General features: G+C 57.7%; 15 protein-coding genes and 4 tRNA genes. 14 read left to right on the plus strand and 5 right to left on the minus strand.

Translation table 11 applies throughout. From position 1 onward, the window contains the following. Window positions 1-10 precede the first annotated feature (10 nt). The gene (locus AF70_RS01950; protein ID WP_019579999.1) at window positions 11-520 is read left to right on the plus strand and encodes a DUF1993 family protein; all 510 of its coding nucleotides are present in this window, start codon (window positions 11-13) and stop codon (window positions 518-520) included. Window positions 521-590: 70 nt separating this feature from the next. Here AF70_RS01950 and sstT read toward each other — a convergent pair whose 3' ends face one another. Continuing rightward, the gene (sstT, locus tag AF70_RS01955; RefSeq protein WP_028941213.1) at window positions 591-1,823 is read right to left on the minus strand and encodes a serine/threonine transporter SstT; all 1,233 of its coding nucleotides are present in this window, start codon (window positions 1,821-1,823) and stop codon (window positions 591-593) included. 334 nt (window positions 1,824-2,157) lie between these two features. Here sstT and AF70_RS01960 point away from each other — a divergent pair, with 334 nt between their 5' ends. Next, entirely contained in the window at window positions 2,158-3,312 is a 1,155-nt protein-coding gene (locus AF70_RS01960) for an MFS transporter (protein ID WP_028941214.1), read from the plus strand. Between the two features lie 4 nt (window positions 3,313-3,316). Here the strand turns inward: AF70_RS01960 and nhaR are convergent, their stop codons facing one another. Beyond that, on the minus strand, window positions 3,317-4,216 hold the full coding sequence (nhaR, locus tag AF70_RS01965) for a transcriptional activator NhaR (RefSeq protein WP_018925414.1): 900 nt from the start codon (window positions 4,214-4,216) through the stop codon (window positions 3,317-3,319). Window positions 4,217-4,372: 156 nt separating this feature from the next. Here nhaR and AF70_RS01970 point away from each other — a divergent pair, with 156 nt between their 5' ends. Both AF70_RS01970 and AF70_RS01975 read left to right on the plus strand, forming a co-directional pair. After that, window positions 4,373-4,615, plus strand: coding sequence for a hypothetical protein (locus tag AF70_RS01970; RefSeq protein ID WP_007940414.1), 243 nt, complete (start codon window positions 4,373-4,375; stop codon window positions 4,613-4,615). 28 nt (window positions 4,616-4,643) lie between these two features. Beyond that, complete coding sequence (locus tag AF70_RS01975; protein ID WP_018925415.1) at window positions 4,644-5,393, plus strand: TerC family protein; 750 nt, start codon at window positions 4,644-4,646, stop codon at window positions 5,391-5,393. Window positions 5,394-5,472: 79 nt separating this feature from the next. Here the strand turns inward: AF70_RS01975 and AF70_RS01980 are convergent, their stop codons facing one another. Beyond that, a complete protein-coding gene (locus tag AF70_RS01980; RefSeq protein WP_169342455.1) occupies window positions 5,473-5,643 on the minus strand; it encodes a hypothetical protein in 171 nt (56 codons plus the stop codon). Between the two features lie 172 nt (window positions 5,644-5,815). On the opposite strand from AF70_RS01980, the gene AF70_RS01985 reads away from it, so the two are divergent. From AF70_RS01985 to AF70_RS01995, 3 genes are all read left to right on the plus strand, one after another. After that, a complete protein-coding gene (locus AF70_RS01985) occupies window positions 5,816-6,544 on the plus strand; it encodes a hypothetical protein (protein WP_028941215.1) in 729 nt (242 codons plus the stop codon). Window positions 6,545-6,637: 93 nt separating this feature from the next. Continuing rightward, the gene (locus AF70_RS29735; protein WP_028941216.1) at window positions 6,638-6,853 is read left to right on the plus strand and encodes a DUF6021 family protein; all 216 of its coding nucleotides are present in this window, start codon (window positions 6,638-6,640) and stop codon (window positions 6,851-6,853) included. A 12-nt stretch (window positions 6,854-6,865) separates the two neighbouring features. Further along, complete coding sequence (locus AF70_RS01995) at window positions 6,866-7,090, plus strand: hypothetical protein (RefSeq protein WP_019580005.1); 225 nt, start codon at window positions 6,866-6,868, stop codon at window positions 7,088-7,090. Window positions 7,091-7,148: 58 nt separating this feature from the next. On the opposite strand, the gene pbpG is transcribed toward AF70_RS01995, so the two are convergent. Both pbpG and folD read right to left on the minus strand, forming a co-directional pair. Next, complete coding sequence (gene pbpG, locus AF70_RS02000; protein ID WP_019580006.1) at window positions 7,149-8,087, minus strand: D-alanyl-D-alanine endopeptidase; 939 nt, start codon at window positions 8,085-8,087, stop codon at window positions 7,149-7,151. Window positions 8,088-8,348: 261 nt separating this feature from the next. Then, the gene (gene folD / locus AF70_RS02005) at window positions 8,349-9,203 is read right to left on the minus strand and encodes a bifunctional methylenetetrahydrofolate dehydrogenase/methenyltetrahydrofolate cyclohydrolase FolD (RefSeq protein WP_019580007.1); all 855 of its coding nucleotides are present in this window, start codon (window positions 9,201-9,203) and stop codon (window positions 8,349-8,351) included. 275 nt (window positions 9,204-9,478) lie between these two features. On the opposite strand from folD, the gene AF70_RS02010 reads away from it, so the two are divergent. The 7 genes from AF70_RS02010 to clpX all read left to right on the plus strand — a co-directional run bounded on the left by AF70_RS02010 (window position 9,479) and on the right by clpX (window position 13,792). Then, window positions 9,479-9,555 (plus strand) — tRNA-Arg (locus AF70_RS02010). 32 nt (window positions 9,556-9,587) lie between these two features. After that, a tRNA-His gene (locus tag AF70_RS02015) sits at window positions 9,588-9,663 on the plus strand. Between the two features lie 57 nt (window positions 9,664-9,720). Further along, a tRNA-Leu gene (locus AF70_RS02020) sits at window positions 9,721-9,805 on the plus strand. Between the two features lie 78 nt (window positions 9,806-9,883). Then, window positions 9,884-9,959: transfer RNA gene (locus tag AF70_RS02025), tRNA-His, on the plus strand. A 400-nt stretch (window positions 9,960-10,359) separates the two neighbouring features. Beyond that, window positions 10,360-11,670 carry a trigger factor gene (tig, locus tag AF70_RS02030; RefSeq protein WP_019580008.1) on the plus strand — a complete coding sequence of 437 codons (1,311 nt, stop codon included), beginning with the start codon at window positions 10,360-10,362 and terminating at the stop codon, window positions 11,668-11,670. Window positions 11,671-11,763: 93 nt separating this feature from the next. Next, the gene (clpP, locus tag AF70_RS02035; protein WP_018925423.1) at window positions 11,764-12,402 is read left to right on the plus strand and encodes an ATP-dependent Clp endopeptidase proteolytic subunit ClpP; all 639 of its coding nucleotides are present in this window, start codon (window positions 11,764-11,766) and stop codon (window positions 12,400-12,402) included. Between the two features lie 106 nt (window positions 12,403-12,508). Then, complete coding sequence (gene clpX, locus AF70_RS02040) at window positions 12,509-13,792, plus strand: ATP-dependent Clp protease ATP-binding subunit ClpX (RefSeq protein WP_018925424.1); 1,284 nt, start codon at window positions 12,509-12,511, stop codon at window positions 13,790-13,792. The last annotated feature ends 41 nt before the right edge of the window (window positions 13,793-13,833 follow it).

The raw sequence follows: 13,833 nt of genomic DNA on the forward strand, positions 1-13,833 counted from the left end.
CGAGACTGCCATGACTATTTCCCTGTACGCCGCATCCGTTCCGGTTTTCCAGCAAATGCTCAACGCCCTGAGCAACAACCTGAGCAAGGCCGAAGCCCACGCTACCGCGAAAAACATCGACCCGAACGCATTCCTGCAGGCCCGTCTGTACCCGGACATGTTCCCGCTGGTGCGTCAGGTGCAGATCGCCGTTGATTTCGCCAAGGGCGTTTCGGCGCGTCTGGCTGAAATCGAACTGCCGAAATACGACGATACCGAAACCACCTTCGCCGAACTGCAAGCGTTGATCGCCAAGGTTCTGGCCTTCATCGGCGAGATCAAACCCGAGCAAATCAACGGCAAGGAAGGCATCGAAATCGTGACCCGTCCTGGCACCCCTAAAGAGAAGCGCTTCACTGGCCAGGCTTACCTGCTGAGCTACGGTCTGCCGCAGTTCTTCTTCCATGTCACCACCGCCTACGCGCTGCTGCGTCACAACGGTGTGGAAGTGGGCAAGCGCGATTACATGGGCGCGTTCTAAACCACCCAGGTACAAAAAAGCCCGCCAAGGTGTAAGCCTTGGCGGGCTTTTTCGTTTTTGTCGGTGCGTTCTACGCCAAACGCTGCGCCTTCAACTCTTCACCCTGGCAAGCCGCCGCGGTGAACAGCACGTCGGTGGAGGAGTTCAGCGCGGTTTCCGCCGAGTCCTGCAACACACCGATGATGAAGCCGACCGCCACCACCTGCATGGCGATTTCGCTCGGGATGCCGAACAGGCTGCACGCCAGCGGAATCAGCAACAACGAACCGCCCGCCACGCCCGAGGCGCCACAGGCACAAATTGCCGCGACGACGCTGAGCAGAATGGCCGTCGGAATATCCACGGCGATGCCCAGGGTGTGCACGGCGGCCAGGGTCAGTACAGTGATGGTGATCGCCGCGCCGGCCATGTTGATGGTCGCGCCGAGCGGGATCGATACCGAATAGGTGTCTTCGTGCAGGCCCAGGCGTTTGCTCAACTCCAGGTTGACCGGAATGTTCGCCGCCGAGCTACGGGTGAAGAAGGCGGTGATGCCGCTCTCGCGCAGGCAGGTGAGTACCAGCGGATACGGGTTGCGGCGCAGTTTCCAGAACACGATGACCGGGTTCATCACCAACGCAACGAATAGCATGCAGCCCAGCAGTACCGCCAGCAGGTGCATATAGCCGATCAATGCGCCGAAACCGGAAGTGGCGAGGGTCGAAGCCACCAGACCGAAGATACCCAGCGGCGCAAAGCGAATCACCAGGCGCACGATCACGGTCACGCCATTGGACAGGTCGTCCAGCACTTCGCGCGTCGTCTCGCCAGCATGGCGGATCGCAATGCCCATGCCGATCGCCCACGCCAGAATGCCGATGAAGTTGGCGTTCATCAGTGCGCTGACCGGGTTGTCGACCACGCTCAGCAACAGACTTTGCAGCACTTCGCTGATGCCGCCCGGCGCGGTGACCGCAACGTCCTGGGTCGACAGCACCAGGCTCGACGGAAACAGCGTACTGGCGATCACTGCAACCACGGCTGCGGCGAAGGTGCCCAGCAGATACAGAAACAGGATCGGCCGGATATGGGTTTCCTGGCCGTGCTTATGGTTGGCAATCGAGGCCATGACCAGCACGAACACCAGGATCGGCGCGACAGCCTTGAGCGCCGACACGAATACTTTGCCAATGAAGGCGGTGGACTTCGCCACCTCAGGCGCGAACAGGGCCAGGGCAATCCCGGCGATCAGGCCGATGATGATTTGCGTGACCAGGCTGCTGCGTTTCAGACGTTGCAAAAGAGAAGGGGATGAAGCGGTCATAACGGTATCTCTGATTTTATTAGGGTGCAGGGTTCCTTGGCTCATGCAGCAAAAAGCCGGGCAGGCTACATGGAGGGAACCGAAGGAGTCGCCACATCAATGCCAATCAATGGCCGATGAGCAAGGTGTCAATCTCGCGGGTCGCGGACTTTAGCACAGCGTAGCCGCGATCCTTCAGACCTGTGACGATCTGCCACTCGATTGTTCAACGCGATTTGCAGGTTCGTGCAACTTCGTTTGGAAACACTCTGTTAAGCTTCGCCATCCTCATTTTCTAGTTCTGCCAGTGGGCCTCCGGGCTGTCGCTGGTGTCGTCGTTTTCCTGGAGTTCTGCATGCTGTTGCCCATTCTTCTGTTGTCCGCCGCCGGTTTCACGGTGCTGACCACGGAATTCATCATCGTCGGCCTGTTGCCGGCAATCGCCCGTGACCTGGACGTCAGCATCCCTCAAGCAGGTTTGCTGGTGACCCTGTTCGCGTTCACCGTGGCCGCGTTCGGACCGTTCCTGACGGCGTATTTCGCAAGGTTTGAACGGCGCAAACTGTTCATCAGCGTGTTGATCATGTTCGGCCTGGCGAACACGCTGGCGGCATTTGCGCCGAACATATGGGTGATGGCCATTGCCCGGTTGATTCCGGCGCTGGGGTTGCCGGTGTTCTGGGCGTTGGCCAGTGAAACCGCGGTAGACATCGTCGGGCCGGACTACGCCGGGCGGGCGATTGCCAAGATTGGTTTCGGCATCGTCTGCGCAACGGTGTTCGGCATTCCGGTCGGCACGCTGATTTCCGACGCATTCGGCTGGCGCAGTGCCTTTGGCATTCTGGCGGTGATCGCGTTTGCCAAGGCGCTGCTGCTGTTTATCTATTTGCCGAAAACCAGCCTGCACCAGCATCAGGTGAGCTTCCGTTCGCAGTTCAAGATCCTGCGCAGCCCGCTGATGCTGGGTCATGTTCTGCTGTCGATCCTGGTGTTCAGCGGCATGTTCACCGCCTACACCTACCTGGCCGACATTCTTGAACGCCTCGCCGGTTTCAACGGCACCGTGGTCGGCTGGTGCCTGATGGGCTTCGGCGCGGTCGGGCTGATCGGCAACTCGCTGGGCGGTCGCGCGGTGGATCGTCACCCGCTGATCGCTTCTGTGACGTTTTGCGCGTTCATGATTGCCGGCATGGTGACGCTGGTGCCGAACATTCACTCGCCACTGGGGCTGGCGGCGGCGATGGGGATTTGGGGTGTGACCCAGGCGGCGTTATTCCTGGTCAGTCATGTGCGGTTGATGAAGGCTGCGCCTGAAGCGCCGGCCTTTGCTGCGTCGCTGAACATTGCCGGGGCCAACCTCGGGATCGGCCTGGGCGCCATGGTAGGCGGCCGGGTGATCGACAGTGTGGGCCTGGGCGGACTGGGTTTCGCCGCAGCCGGTTTTATCCTGGTTTCGATTCTCCTGGCCATGGCGCTGATGACCTTCAAGCCTCGCGAAATCTGCGCCTGAGGCTTCACATCTCGGTGAACAGCTCGCGTCGGGCACCTTCGGTAATGGCGACAATGCCGGGGTGCTTGACCTTGCGTTCCACCGAAATGGCGTAGAACGACTCGCGCACCGCGTCGGTCTGGCCGATCAACTCCACGCCGCATTGGCGTTTCACCTCGTCGGCAATCACGCTCGGGCCGATGAATATCCCGCTACCGGATTGGCCGAAAGCCTGCATCAAAGCGCTGTCGTCGAACTCGCCGACGATTCGCGGCTGGATCTGCTGTTCGGCAAACCAGCGTTGCAAGCGACTGCGCACCACGGTTTCCGGCCCGGGAATCAACAACGGGGCGCCGTGCAGGCTGCGGGGGAAATCCTGGCCGTATCGCGCCGTCAGTTCAGCGGTGGCAAAGAAGCTGATACCGCATTCGCCGAGCTTCTGGCTGTAGCCCTTGATGTCCAGATGCGAGGGCATCGGGCTGTCGGAAATCACCAGGTCGAGGCGTTGAATCGCCAGGTCGGCGAGCAATCGTTCCAGTTTGTCTTCGCGGCAGGTGATGCGTAGCGGTTCGCTCAACTCCATGGTCGGCGCGATCAGGCGATAGACGATGGATTTGGGCACCACGTCGGCGACGCCCACCCGAAACAGAATCTGTTGCTCATTGGGCTGCGCCCGCAGCATCAGTTCCAGCTCGCCCCCGAGTTGAAACATCTGCTCGGCGTAGGGCAGGGTCTGACGCCCGGCTTCGGTGAGTTCCAGTTGCCGCCCGACCCGGCGAAACAATTCGATGCCATAGGTTTGTTCGAGCAGGGAAATCTGCCCGCTGATGGTCTGTGGCGTCAGGTTCAACTGCTCGCAGGCGCGCACGATGCTGCCGGTCTTGGCCACCACCCAGAAATAATGCAGCTGTCGATAATTCAGCATTCATGCTCCCCGTAGCGTGTGTTTTGCTATGGATTCGTAAAAACCGAAGTATAACCGCTGAAAATACGAATTTTCCTGAAGTGTTTGCCTCTTTAGACTGCCTCGCTATCGACGGATCGCCTTTTGGGTTCTGTCTGTTCTATCGAGGAAAGCATCATGAAGCTTAAAACCACCGCGCTGCTGATCACCTCTTTACTGGTGTTGGCCGGTTGCGATCAGGCCGAGAAAAGTGCTCAGCAATTGATGGGCAAGGCCGCCGAAAGCGCCAAACAGGCGATTGACGATACCCACAAAGCAGCCGAACAAGCGTTGAGCGAAGCCACGAGTGGCCTGATCAGCAAGAAAGAACAACCGGCCAAAGAGACGGGCAAAACCGACTCTTCGTCCCAGGAAATCTAAACCGCCTACAACGAGTCAGGACTGACCCATGGAATACCTTTTAGAACTCGCTGCAAGCCCCACCGCCTGGGTCGCCCTGGCCACGTTGGTGGTGATGGAAATCGTGCTCGGCATCGATAACCTGATCTTCATCTCGATCCTCACCAATAAGCTGCCCGAACAGCATCGCCAGAAGGCGCGGCGCATTGGTATCGGCATGGCGTTGATCCTGCGCCTGGCGCTGTTGAGCACCATCGCGTTCATCGTCCAGTTGACTGAACCGGTGATCGACATTCTCGGCCACGCGTTCTCCTGGAAGGACATGATCCTGATCGCCGGCGGCCTGTTCCTGTTGTGGAAGGCGACCACCGAGATTCATCACAGCATGGACCCGTCGCCGGAAGATCCGACATCGGCCACCTCGACCGTGACACTGGGCTTTGCCGCCGCCATTGGTCAGATCCTGATGCTGGATATGGTGTTCTCCATCGACAGCATCATTACTGCTGTGGGCATGACCGAGCATTTGCCGATCATGATCATCGCGGTGGTGGTATCGGTCCTGGTGATGTTGCTGGCTGCTGACCCGCTGGCCAAGTTCATCAACGACAACCCGACGGTGGTGATGCTGGCGCTGGGCTTCTTGATCATGATCGGCATGACGCTGATCGCCGAAGGTTTCGGCGCCCACGTACCGAAAGGCTATGTCTATGCGGCCATGGCGTTCTCGGCGACGATCGAAGGCTTGAACATGCTGTCGCGGCGGGCCAAACAGAGGCGCGTAGCCGCAGAAGCTTAATCGCCGATAAACGAAACGGCCGCCTGAACTCGCAAGAGTCCAGGCGGCCGTTTTTGTTTGTGCGACTGAAAGGCGCCAGTCAGTGCGCGGTGGCGGGGCGTGTAGCCGGTTTATCGGATTTGGCCACGGGCGCCGATTGAACCGGGTGGTGATGGTGCCGACGGGTAATGCGCAAAACGCCCCACAACATGGCGGCAGCCACTGCCAGCCAGCCGGAAATCAACATCACAATGGTCATTGTCAGGCTCATCAGTGCCTCCTCTTTGCCCTGCAGCGGGCGCACGCTCTTCCTTGGTAAAGGACAGTCTAGCCGTTGCTGTGTTTCAGGCTATTGACCAAAGGTCGCCTGTCATCAACCCGTTCGCTCTATCAAATGCAAACAACTGCGGGTTTAAGGCTATACCGTTGTCGCGCGGCATCCTATGATCGACGGCCAAGCCGGCTGCGTGAGCGCCTGGCGTCTGAACAAGAGAGTGATGATGGTGCGGGTATTTTCTCGAATTCGATCTTTGGCACTGATCGTTGGCTGCGTTGCCGGCCTGGCTGGCTGTGCGGGGAGCGTAGCGCCTGAGATCAAGCGTCTGCCGGAGCGTGTCGAACTCAGCGGTACGTTCTACCGCGGGCAAAGTTATCAAAGCGGGCCTCAAGTGCTGGCCAGCCTGTTGTCCCAGCAAGGCATCGTGATGACTCCGGGGCTGCTCGAAAAGCCCCTGAATTTACCGGGTGCCGAAGACCGGTTGCAGCAGAACATGCAAAACCTCGCCCGCGAATATGGAATGGTGGTCTATCCCCTCGACAGCCAATTGCCGGCGCTGCTGACCCAGGTCGCGGCCGGTTATCCGGTGATGGTGCGCATCACCGAAGGCTCGGCGTTCTGGGCCGGGCCGCGATACGCCATTCTTGCCGGTTACAACCGTCAGAAGCAGACCGTGTTGCTGCGCACCGGGATGGATCGTCGGTTGCTGATGGGGTTCGGCGCCTTTGAGTCGGCGCTCGAGAATGCCGGCGGTTGGGCCGTTTTGATTCAGAAGCCGGACCAGATTCCGGCCAACGTCGATCAACAGCGCTGGCTGAAAGCGGCGAATGATCTTGCCCAGTCGGGTCAGGAGCAGGCGGCAGCCAGGGCGAAGAAGGCGCTGACCGCGCAGTAGGTTCCGCTCGTCATCTGCAGGGCACGACTCAGTGATTTTGGTCTCTTATATAAAGAGCCCGGATTCTCGCCGGGTCGTGACCAGGAGGCGCCCATGGCTCATCCCAATACCCCCGACGGCCCGCACTCGTCCGAGCATTCGTCCGATAATGAGTTGGGGTTCGACCCCGATTCTCCGGACGTCGCGGATCCTCAGGTCGACCCCATCGGACCTGCCAGGGCGCCCAGGGACGTAAAACCGGGTGAGGAGGGCAAGAAGAAGCCGGCCAAGCCTTACGACCCGCTCGGTAATCTGAGACCCAAGTCTTAGTGAGAGGTGCATATGTCTACCGATTCGAGCTTCGATGACAAACATCCGGACTCTCCCGACAGTGTTCCAACAACCCTTGAGCCGGACGTGGACCCGGTGATGGACCCAGACAGCCCGTTAAGGGATCCCTTGGCCAGGCCGATGGTGGTGCCGACGAAGCATCCGCAGGGCTGGCGAGACCCGAGTGCAGGGGATGGCATCCCGGATGACGATCAGATGCCGTTGCCCAATGACTGACCGCTGGACAAAAAAAGCCCCGAATATTCGGGGCTTTTCATTTACGGATGTTTCGACCTTATTTTGAGGCTTCAATCACACCGCTCTGGCGATGCTTGAGGTTCTTGTCGGACTTGTACTGCAGGGCTACGGACGGCACGTTGGCGCTCTTGCCGGTTTCGACCCAGTTGCGAATACGGGTCGCATCGGCAAAGTGTGTGTATTTGCCGAAGGCATCGAGAATCACCAGCGCAACCGGACGGTTGCCCATGCTGGTCACCAGTACCAGGCAGTGACCGGCCTCGTTGGTAAAACCGGTTTTCGTCAGCTTGATGTCCCAGTTCGGCTTGTTGATCAAATGGTCGGTGTTGTGGAACCCCAGGCTGTAGTTGGGTTTACGGAAACTGACGGTTTTTTCCTTGGTAGTGCTCAGCTCGGTCAGCAGCGGGTACTTGTGCGCGGCGATCAGCAGTTTGCTCAGGTCGCGGGCGGTGGACACGTTGCGCGGGGAGAGGCCCGTCGGTTCGACGAAGTGGGTGCTGGTCATGCCCAGCGCCTTGGCTTTGGCATTCATGGCGGCAATGAACGCGACATAACCGCCCGGATAGTGATGCGCCAGCGTCGCAGCGGCACGGTTTTCCGATGACATCAGGGCAATCAGCAGCATCTCGCGGCGCGTCAATTCGCTTTTGAGTTTGACCCGGGAGAACACGCCTTTCATTTCCGGGGTGTCGCTGATGTTGACGGGAATGTATTCGTCCATGTTCTGTCGCGCTTCCACGACCACCAGGCCGGTCATCAGTTTGCTGACGGAGGCGATGGGTACGACGACATCAGGGTTGCTGGCATAAATGACTTTATTGGTTTGCAGATCCATCAGCAAAGCGCTGCCGGACGCGATCTTCAGTTGTGAATTGTCTCGTGGTGCCGCGGTGGTTTCAGCGGCGTTGACCGTTGGCGTGATGAAAGTCCCTGTAACTGCAAAAACTAGGCTCAGGATGGAAAGACGGATTTTCACGCTGGCAGACTCATAAAGGGTGGATATGCCGTTCTGTAACGGGCTGTTTCTTAAAAACGACGCATTTTAGGAGTATGTGCCAGGAAAGCCATAGGCGCCTGTAAGACAGGGGGTAAAAGTGAAGAATATTTAATGCTGTAACCCTTTCTTTACTATTTGGCTTTGCAGTTGTCCGACCTCTGTGATCGAGCTGTTTGCTACGGGCAAAAAGAACCCCGCGATGGGCGGGGTTCTTTTGGGTGCAGCATGGTGAGAGTGAACTCAGCTGTGCAGTGTTTCTGCGGCGTACAACGTGTTTTCCAGCAGGCAGGCGCGGGTCATCGGGCCGACGCCGCCCGGTACCGGAGTGATCCAGCCGGCACGGGCCAGGGCGGATTCGTAAGTCACGTCGCCGACCAGTTTGCCGTCTTCCTGACGGTTGATGCCGACGTCGATCACGATCGCGCCTTCCTTGATCCACTCACCTTTGACCAGGCCCGGCTTGCCGGCGGCAACCACTACCAGGTCGGCGCGACCGACCTGGCTGGCCAGATCCTTGGTGAAGCGGTGGGTGACAGTCACGGTGCAACCGGCCAGTAGCAGTTCCATCGCCATCGGACGACCAACAATGTTGGAAGCCCCGACAATGACCGCGTCCATCCCGTAAAGATTGACACCGGTGCTTTCCAGTAGCGTCATGATGCCTTTGGGCGTGCACGGGCGCAGCAGCGGAATGCGCTGGGCCAGGCGACCGACGTTATAAGGGTGGAAACCGTCGACGTCCTTGTCGGGACGAATGCGCTCCAGCAATTTGGAGGCGTCCAGGTGTTCAGGTAGAGGCAGCTGAAGCAGAACGCCGTCGATTGCCGGGTCGTCGTTCAGGCGATCGATCAGATCGGTCAGCGCTTCTTGAGTGGTGTCGGCAGGCAGGTCATAGGCTTGGGATAGGAAGCCGACCTCTTCACAGTCTTTACGCTTGTGCGAGACATAAACCTGAGAGGCAGGATCGCTGCCGACCAGGATCACCGCGAGGCCGGGCGTGCGCAGGCCTTGCTGGCGACGCTCGGCAACTCGTTTGGCGATCTGCTGGCGCAGGCTGGCGGCGATCGATTTGCCGTCGATTAGTTGTGCAGTCATTGCGCGTGATTAACCATCGAGAGGGGAAAAAAAGAGAGCGCATTCTCGCATGTCACGAGGTGAGGGCAAAGGCGCTTGGTCTGCAAATTCCCCTAACTCCTTTAATTAAATGAATTTTTTTCAAAAAGGATTTGACGACCTTCAGGGGGCTCTATACTATTCGTCGCACTTGTCGGGCACAGCCTAGCACTGGTTAAGAAGGTCGAGCGGAGTTACGGTTTCGCAAGACTGAAAAGCACTTAGTTTGTAGTCCTTCAAGGGTACAGATTAACAAGGCGCCCGTAGCTCAGCTGGATAGAGCATCCGCCTTCTAAGCGGATGGTCGCAGGTTCGAGTCCTGCCGGGTGCGCCATTAGGCAGCATTGGCACAAGTAGCGCGATATGGTGGGCGTAGCTCAGTTGGTAGAGCACGGGATTGTGACTCCCGTTGTCGTGGGTTCGATCCCCATCGTCCACCCCATATTTCGAAAGGCGCCAGATTAATAGTCTGGCGCCTTTGCTTTAACAGCTTCAACCCGCGGATGTGGTGGAATTGGTAGACACACTGGATTTAGGTTCCAGCGCCGCGAGGCGTAAGAGTTCGAGTCTCTTCATCCGCACCAAATAAAGCTTCACTCATGCCGCTTGGCATGATTGAGGTTCAACAAAGAAGTTGTTTGGCTTCTTTGTCACGCAATATGGTGGGCGTAGCTCAGTTGGTAGAGCACGGGATTGTGACTCCCGTTGTCGTGGGTTCGATCCCCATCGTCCACCCCATATTCCGAAAGGCGCCAGATTTAACAGTCTGGCGCCTTTTTTGTTTCAGTGGTTTGAGTGTCGGCGGCTGCAGGTTGTGGGCCGCAGGGGCAGGTCGCTTCGTCGTATTTATGTTTCTCGATGATGCCTGATTTGCCCGCCGATCCCCTCGCGGGGTTGGCTGTCAGGGACGGATTGCCGATTCCTTCTATATATAGGAAGGTGGGTGCAGAGCCCTGGCTTGATTGGCTGTATTTGCTAACAGGGCGAGGCACAACCGTTTGTCCCCGCCTATAAATTGCCTGCTGTTTTTTTACCCGTTTTCAGTAGGGTGACTTCTTGAGTTTGACCCACTAGAATGCATGCCCTTGATTCTGGGGTCGGAAACGGCCGGCTAACGTCTGTGCAACGAGGAATATCCATGCAAGTTTCTGTTGAAAATACTTCTGCTCTTGAGCGCCGCATGAGCATCACCGTGCCGGCTGAGCGCATCGAGACTCAGGTCAACAAGCGTCTGCAGCAGACTGCCCAAAAGGCCAAGATCGCTGGCTTCCGTCCAGGCAAAGTGCCAATGAGCGTGATCCGTCAGCGTTTCGGGGCTGATGCGCGTCAAGAAGCTGTGGGCGACGTGATCCAGTCTTCCTTCTACGAAGCTGTCGTCGAGCAGAAGCTGAACCCGGCTGGTTCGCCTTCGATCGAACCTAAAACCCTGGAAGCGGGCAAGGACCTGGAATACGTAGCTGTATTCGAAGTGTTCCCTGAGTTCACCGTTGCCGGTTTCGAAGGCATCACCGTCGAGCGCCTGAGCGCCGAAGTGGCTGACGCCGATCTGGACAAGATGCTGGAAGTCCTGCGCAAGCAGAACACCCGTTTTGAAGTAGCCGATCGCGCTGCCCAGAACGAAGACCAGCTGAACATCGATTTCGTCGGCAAGGTCGACGGTGAAGTGTTCGCAGGCGGTTCTGCCAAGGGTACTCAGCTGGTGCTGGGTTCCGGCCGCATGATCCCTGGTTTCGAAGACGGTCTGGTTGGCGCTAAAGCCGGCGAAGAGCGCGTTCTGAACCTGACCTTCCCAGAGGACTACCAGAACCTCGACCTGGCAGGCAAAACTGCTGAGTTCACCGTGACCGTGAACACCGTTTCCGAGCCTAAACTGCCAGAGCTGACCGAAGAGTTCTTCGCTCAATTCGGCATCAAGGAAACCGGTCTGGAAGGCTTCCGCACCGAAGTTCGCAAGAACATGGAGCGCGAACTGCGTCAGGCGATCAAATCCAAGGTCAAGAATCAGGTGATGGACGGTCTGTTGGCCACCAACCCGATCGAAGTGCCTAAGGCTCTGCTGTCCAACGAAGTCGACCGTCTGCGCGTGCAGGCTGTTCAGCAGTTCGGTGGCAACATCAAGCCTGACCAACTGCCGGCCGAGCTGTTCGAAGAGCAAGCCAAGCGCCGCGTCGTGCTGGGTCTGATCGTGGCTGAAGTGGTCAAGCAATTCGACCTCAAGCCTGACGAAGCCCGCGTTCGCGAGATGATTCAGGAAATGGCTTCGGCCTACCAAGAGCCTGAGCAGGTTGTGTCCTGGTACTACAAGAACGACCAGCAACTGAACGAAGTCCGTTCGGTTGTGCTGGAAGAGCAAGTTGTGGATACTGTTCTGCAGAAAGCTAGCGTGACCGACAAATCGGTCTCTTACGAAGAAGCGGTCAAGCCGGTAGAAGCTCCACAAGCCGACTGATTGGTTTTGCGGTAAGAAGTACACACCATAAGCCAGCCTTCGTGCTGGCTTATGCGTATTCAAGACATAACTATTTGGGAGTGACTGCGAGACATGTCCCGCAATTCTTATTATCAGAGCTCTGACATCCAGGCCGCAGGCGGTCTGGTCCCGATGGTTATCGAGCAGTCTGCCCGTGGCGAACGTGCCTATGACATCTACTCGCGCCTGTTGAAGGAGCGAGTGATCTTCCTGGTAGGTCCGGTAGAAGACTACATGGCCAACCTGGTTGCGGCGCAACTGCTGTTCCTTGAAGCGGAAAACCCGGACAAGGACATCCATCTTTACATCAACTCACCAGGCGGTTCGGTGACTGCGGGCATGTCGATCTACGACACCATGCAGTTCATCAAGCCAGACGTTTCCACCACCTGCATCGGTCAGGCCTGCAGCATGGGTGCCTTCCTGCTTGCCGGTGGTGCTGCCGGCAAGCGTTTCTGCCTGCCGAACTCGCGCATGATGATTCACCAGCCGTTGGGCGGCTTCCAGGGTCAGGCGTCGGATATCGACATCCATGCCAAGGAAATCCTCCACATTCGTTCGCGTTTGAACCAGCTGTTGGCTCATCACACCGGTCAGAGCCTCGAAACCATCGAGCGCGATACCGAGCGCGACAACTTCATGAGCGCTGAGCGTGCGGCTGAATATGGCCTGATCGACTCCGTGATCGACAAGCGTAAAATGCCCGCCTAAGCAGCCCAAATGTAGGTGGTCGGGGTAACTGACCGCCTGCGGGCTTGAAAAAGCCTGCAATTGCCTTCATCTTGTGTTGCAAGCCTATCGGATTTGGATCGATCGAATGACTGACACCCGCAACGGCGAGGACAACGGCAAACTGCTCTATTGCTCCTTCTGTGGCAAAAGCCAGCATGAAGTACGCAAATTGATTGCCGGCCCCTCGGTCTTTATCTGCGACGAGTGCGTCGACCTGTGCAATGACATCATCCGTGAGGAGGTGCAGGAAGCCCAGGCCGAAAGCAGCGCGCATAAATTGCCTTCGCCTAAAGAAATCAGCGGCATCCTTGATCAGTACGTGATTGGTCAGGAGCGTGCGAAAAAGGTTCTGGCCGTAGCGGTGTACAACCACTACAAGCGTCTGAACCAGCGCGACAAAAAGAATGACGACGTCGAACTCGGCAAAAGCAACATCTTGCTGATCGGCCCGACAGGCTCGGGTAAAACCCTGCTTGCCGAAACTCTGGCCCGCTTGCTGAACGTTCCGTTCACCATCGCCGACGCAACCACCCTCACCGAGGCAGGTTATGTGGGTGAAGATGTCGAGAACATCATTCAGAAGCTGCTGCAGAAGTGCGATTACGACGTAGAAAAGGCCCAGATGGGCATTGTCTACATCGATGAGATCGACAAGATCTCGCGCAAGTCTGACAACCCGTCGATCACCCGGGACGTTTCCGGTGAAGGCGTGCAGCAGGCCCTGCTCAAGTTGATCGAAGGCACGGTCGCTTCCGTTCCGCCTCAAGGTGGTCGCAAGCATCCGCAGCAGGAATTCCTTCAGGTCGACACCCGTAACATCCTGTTCATCTGTGGTGGTGCGTTCTCCGGTCTGGAAAAGGTTATTCAAAACCGTTCCACCCGTGGCGGCATCGGTTTCAACGCAGAAGTGCGCAGCAAGGAAGAAGGCAAGAAAGTCGGTGAATCCCTGCGTGAAGTCGAGCCTGACGATCTGGTCAAGTTCGGTCTGATCCCGGAATTCGTCGGTCGTCTGCCGGTACTTGCCACGCTGGACGAGCTTGATGAGGCTGCGCTGATGCAGATTCTCACCGAGCCAAAAAATGCTCTGACCAAGCAGTATGCCAAGCTGTTCGAGATGGAAGGCGTGGACCTGGAATTCCGGGCCGACGCGCTGAAATCGGTCGCCAAACGTGCCCTGGAACGCAAAACCGGTGCCCGTGGCCTGCGCTCGATTCTCGAAGGTGTATTGCTCGACACTATGTATGAAATCCCCTCGCAGTCCGAGGTGAGTAAAGTAGTGATCGACGAAAGCGTTATAGAAGGCAAGTCCAAGCCTCTGTATCTCTATGAGAACAGTGAGCCGACTGCCAAGGCAGCGCCAGACGCCTAAGCGTCACACTGCTGGAATAAAGAAGGGGCCTTCGGGCCCCT

It is taken from the genome of Pseudomonas sp. KD5 (genome assembly GCF_012932895.1).
Lineage (GTDB): Bacteria > Pseudomonadota > Gammaproteobacteria > Pseudomonadales > Pseudomonadaceae > Aquipseudomonas.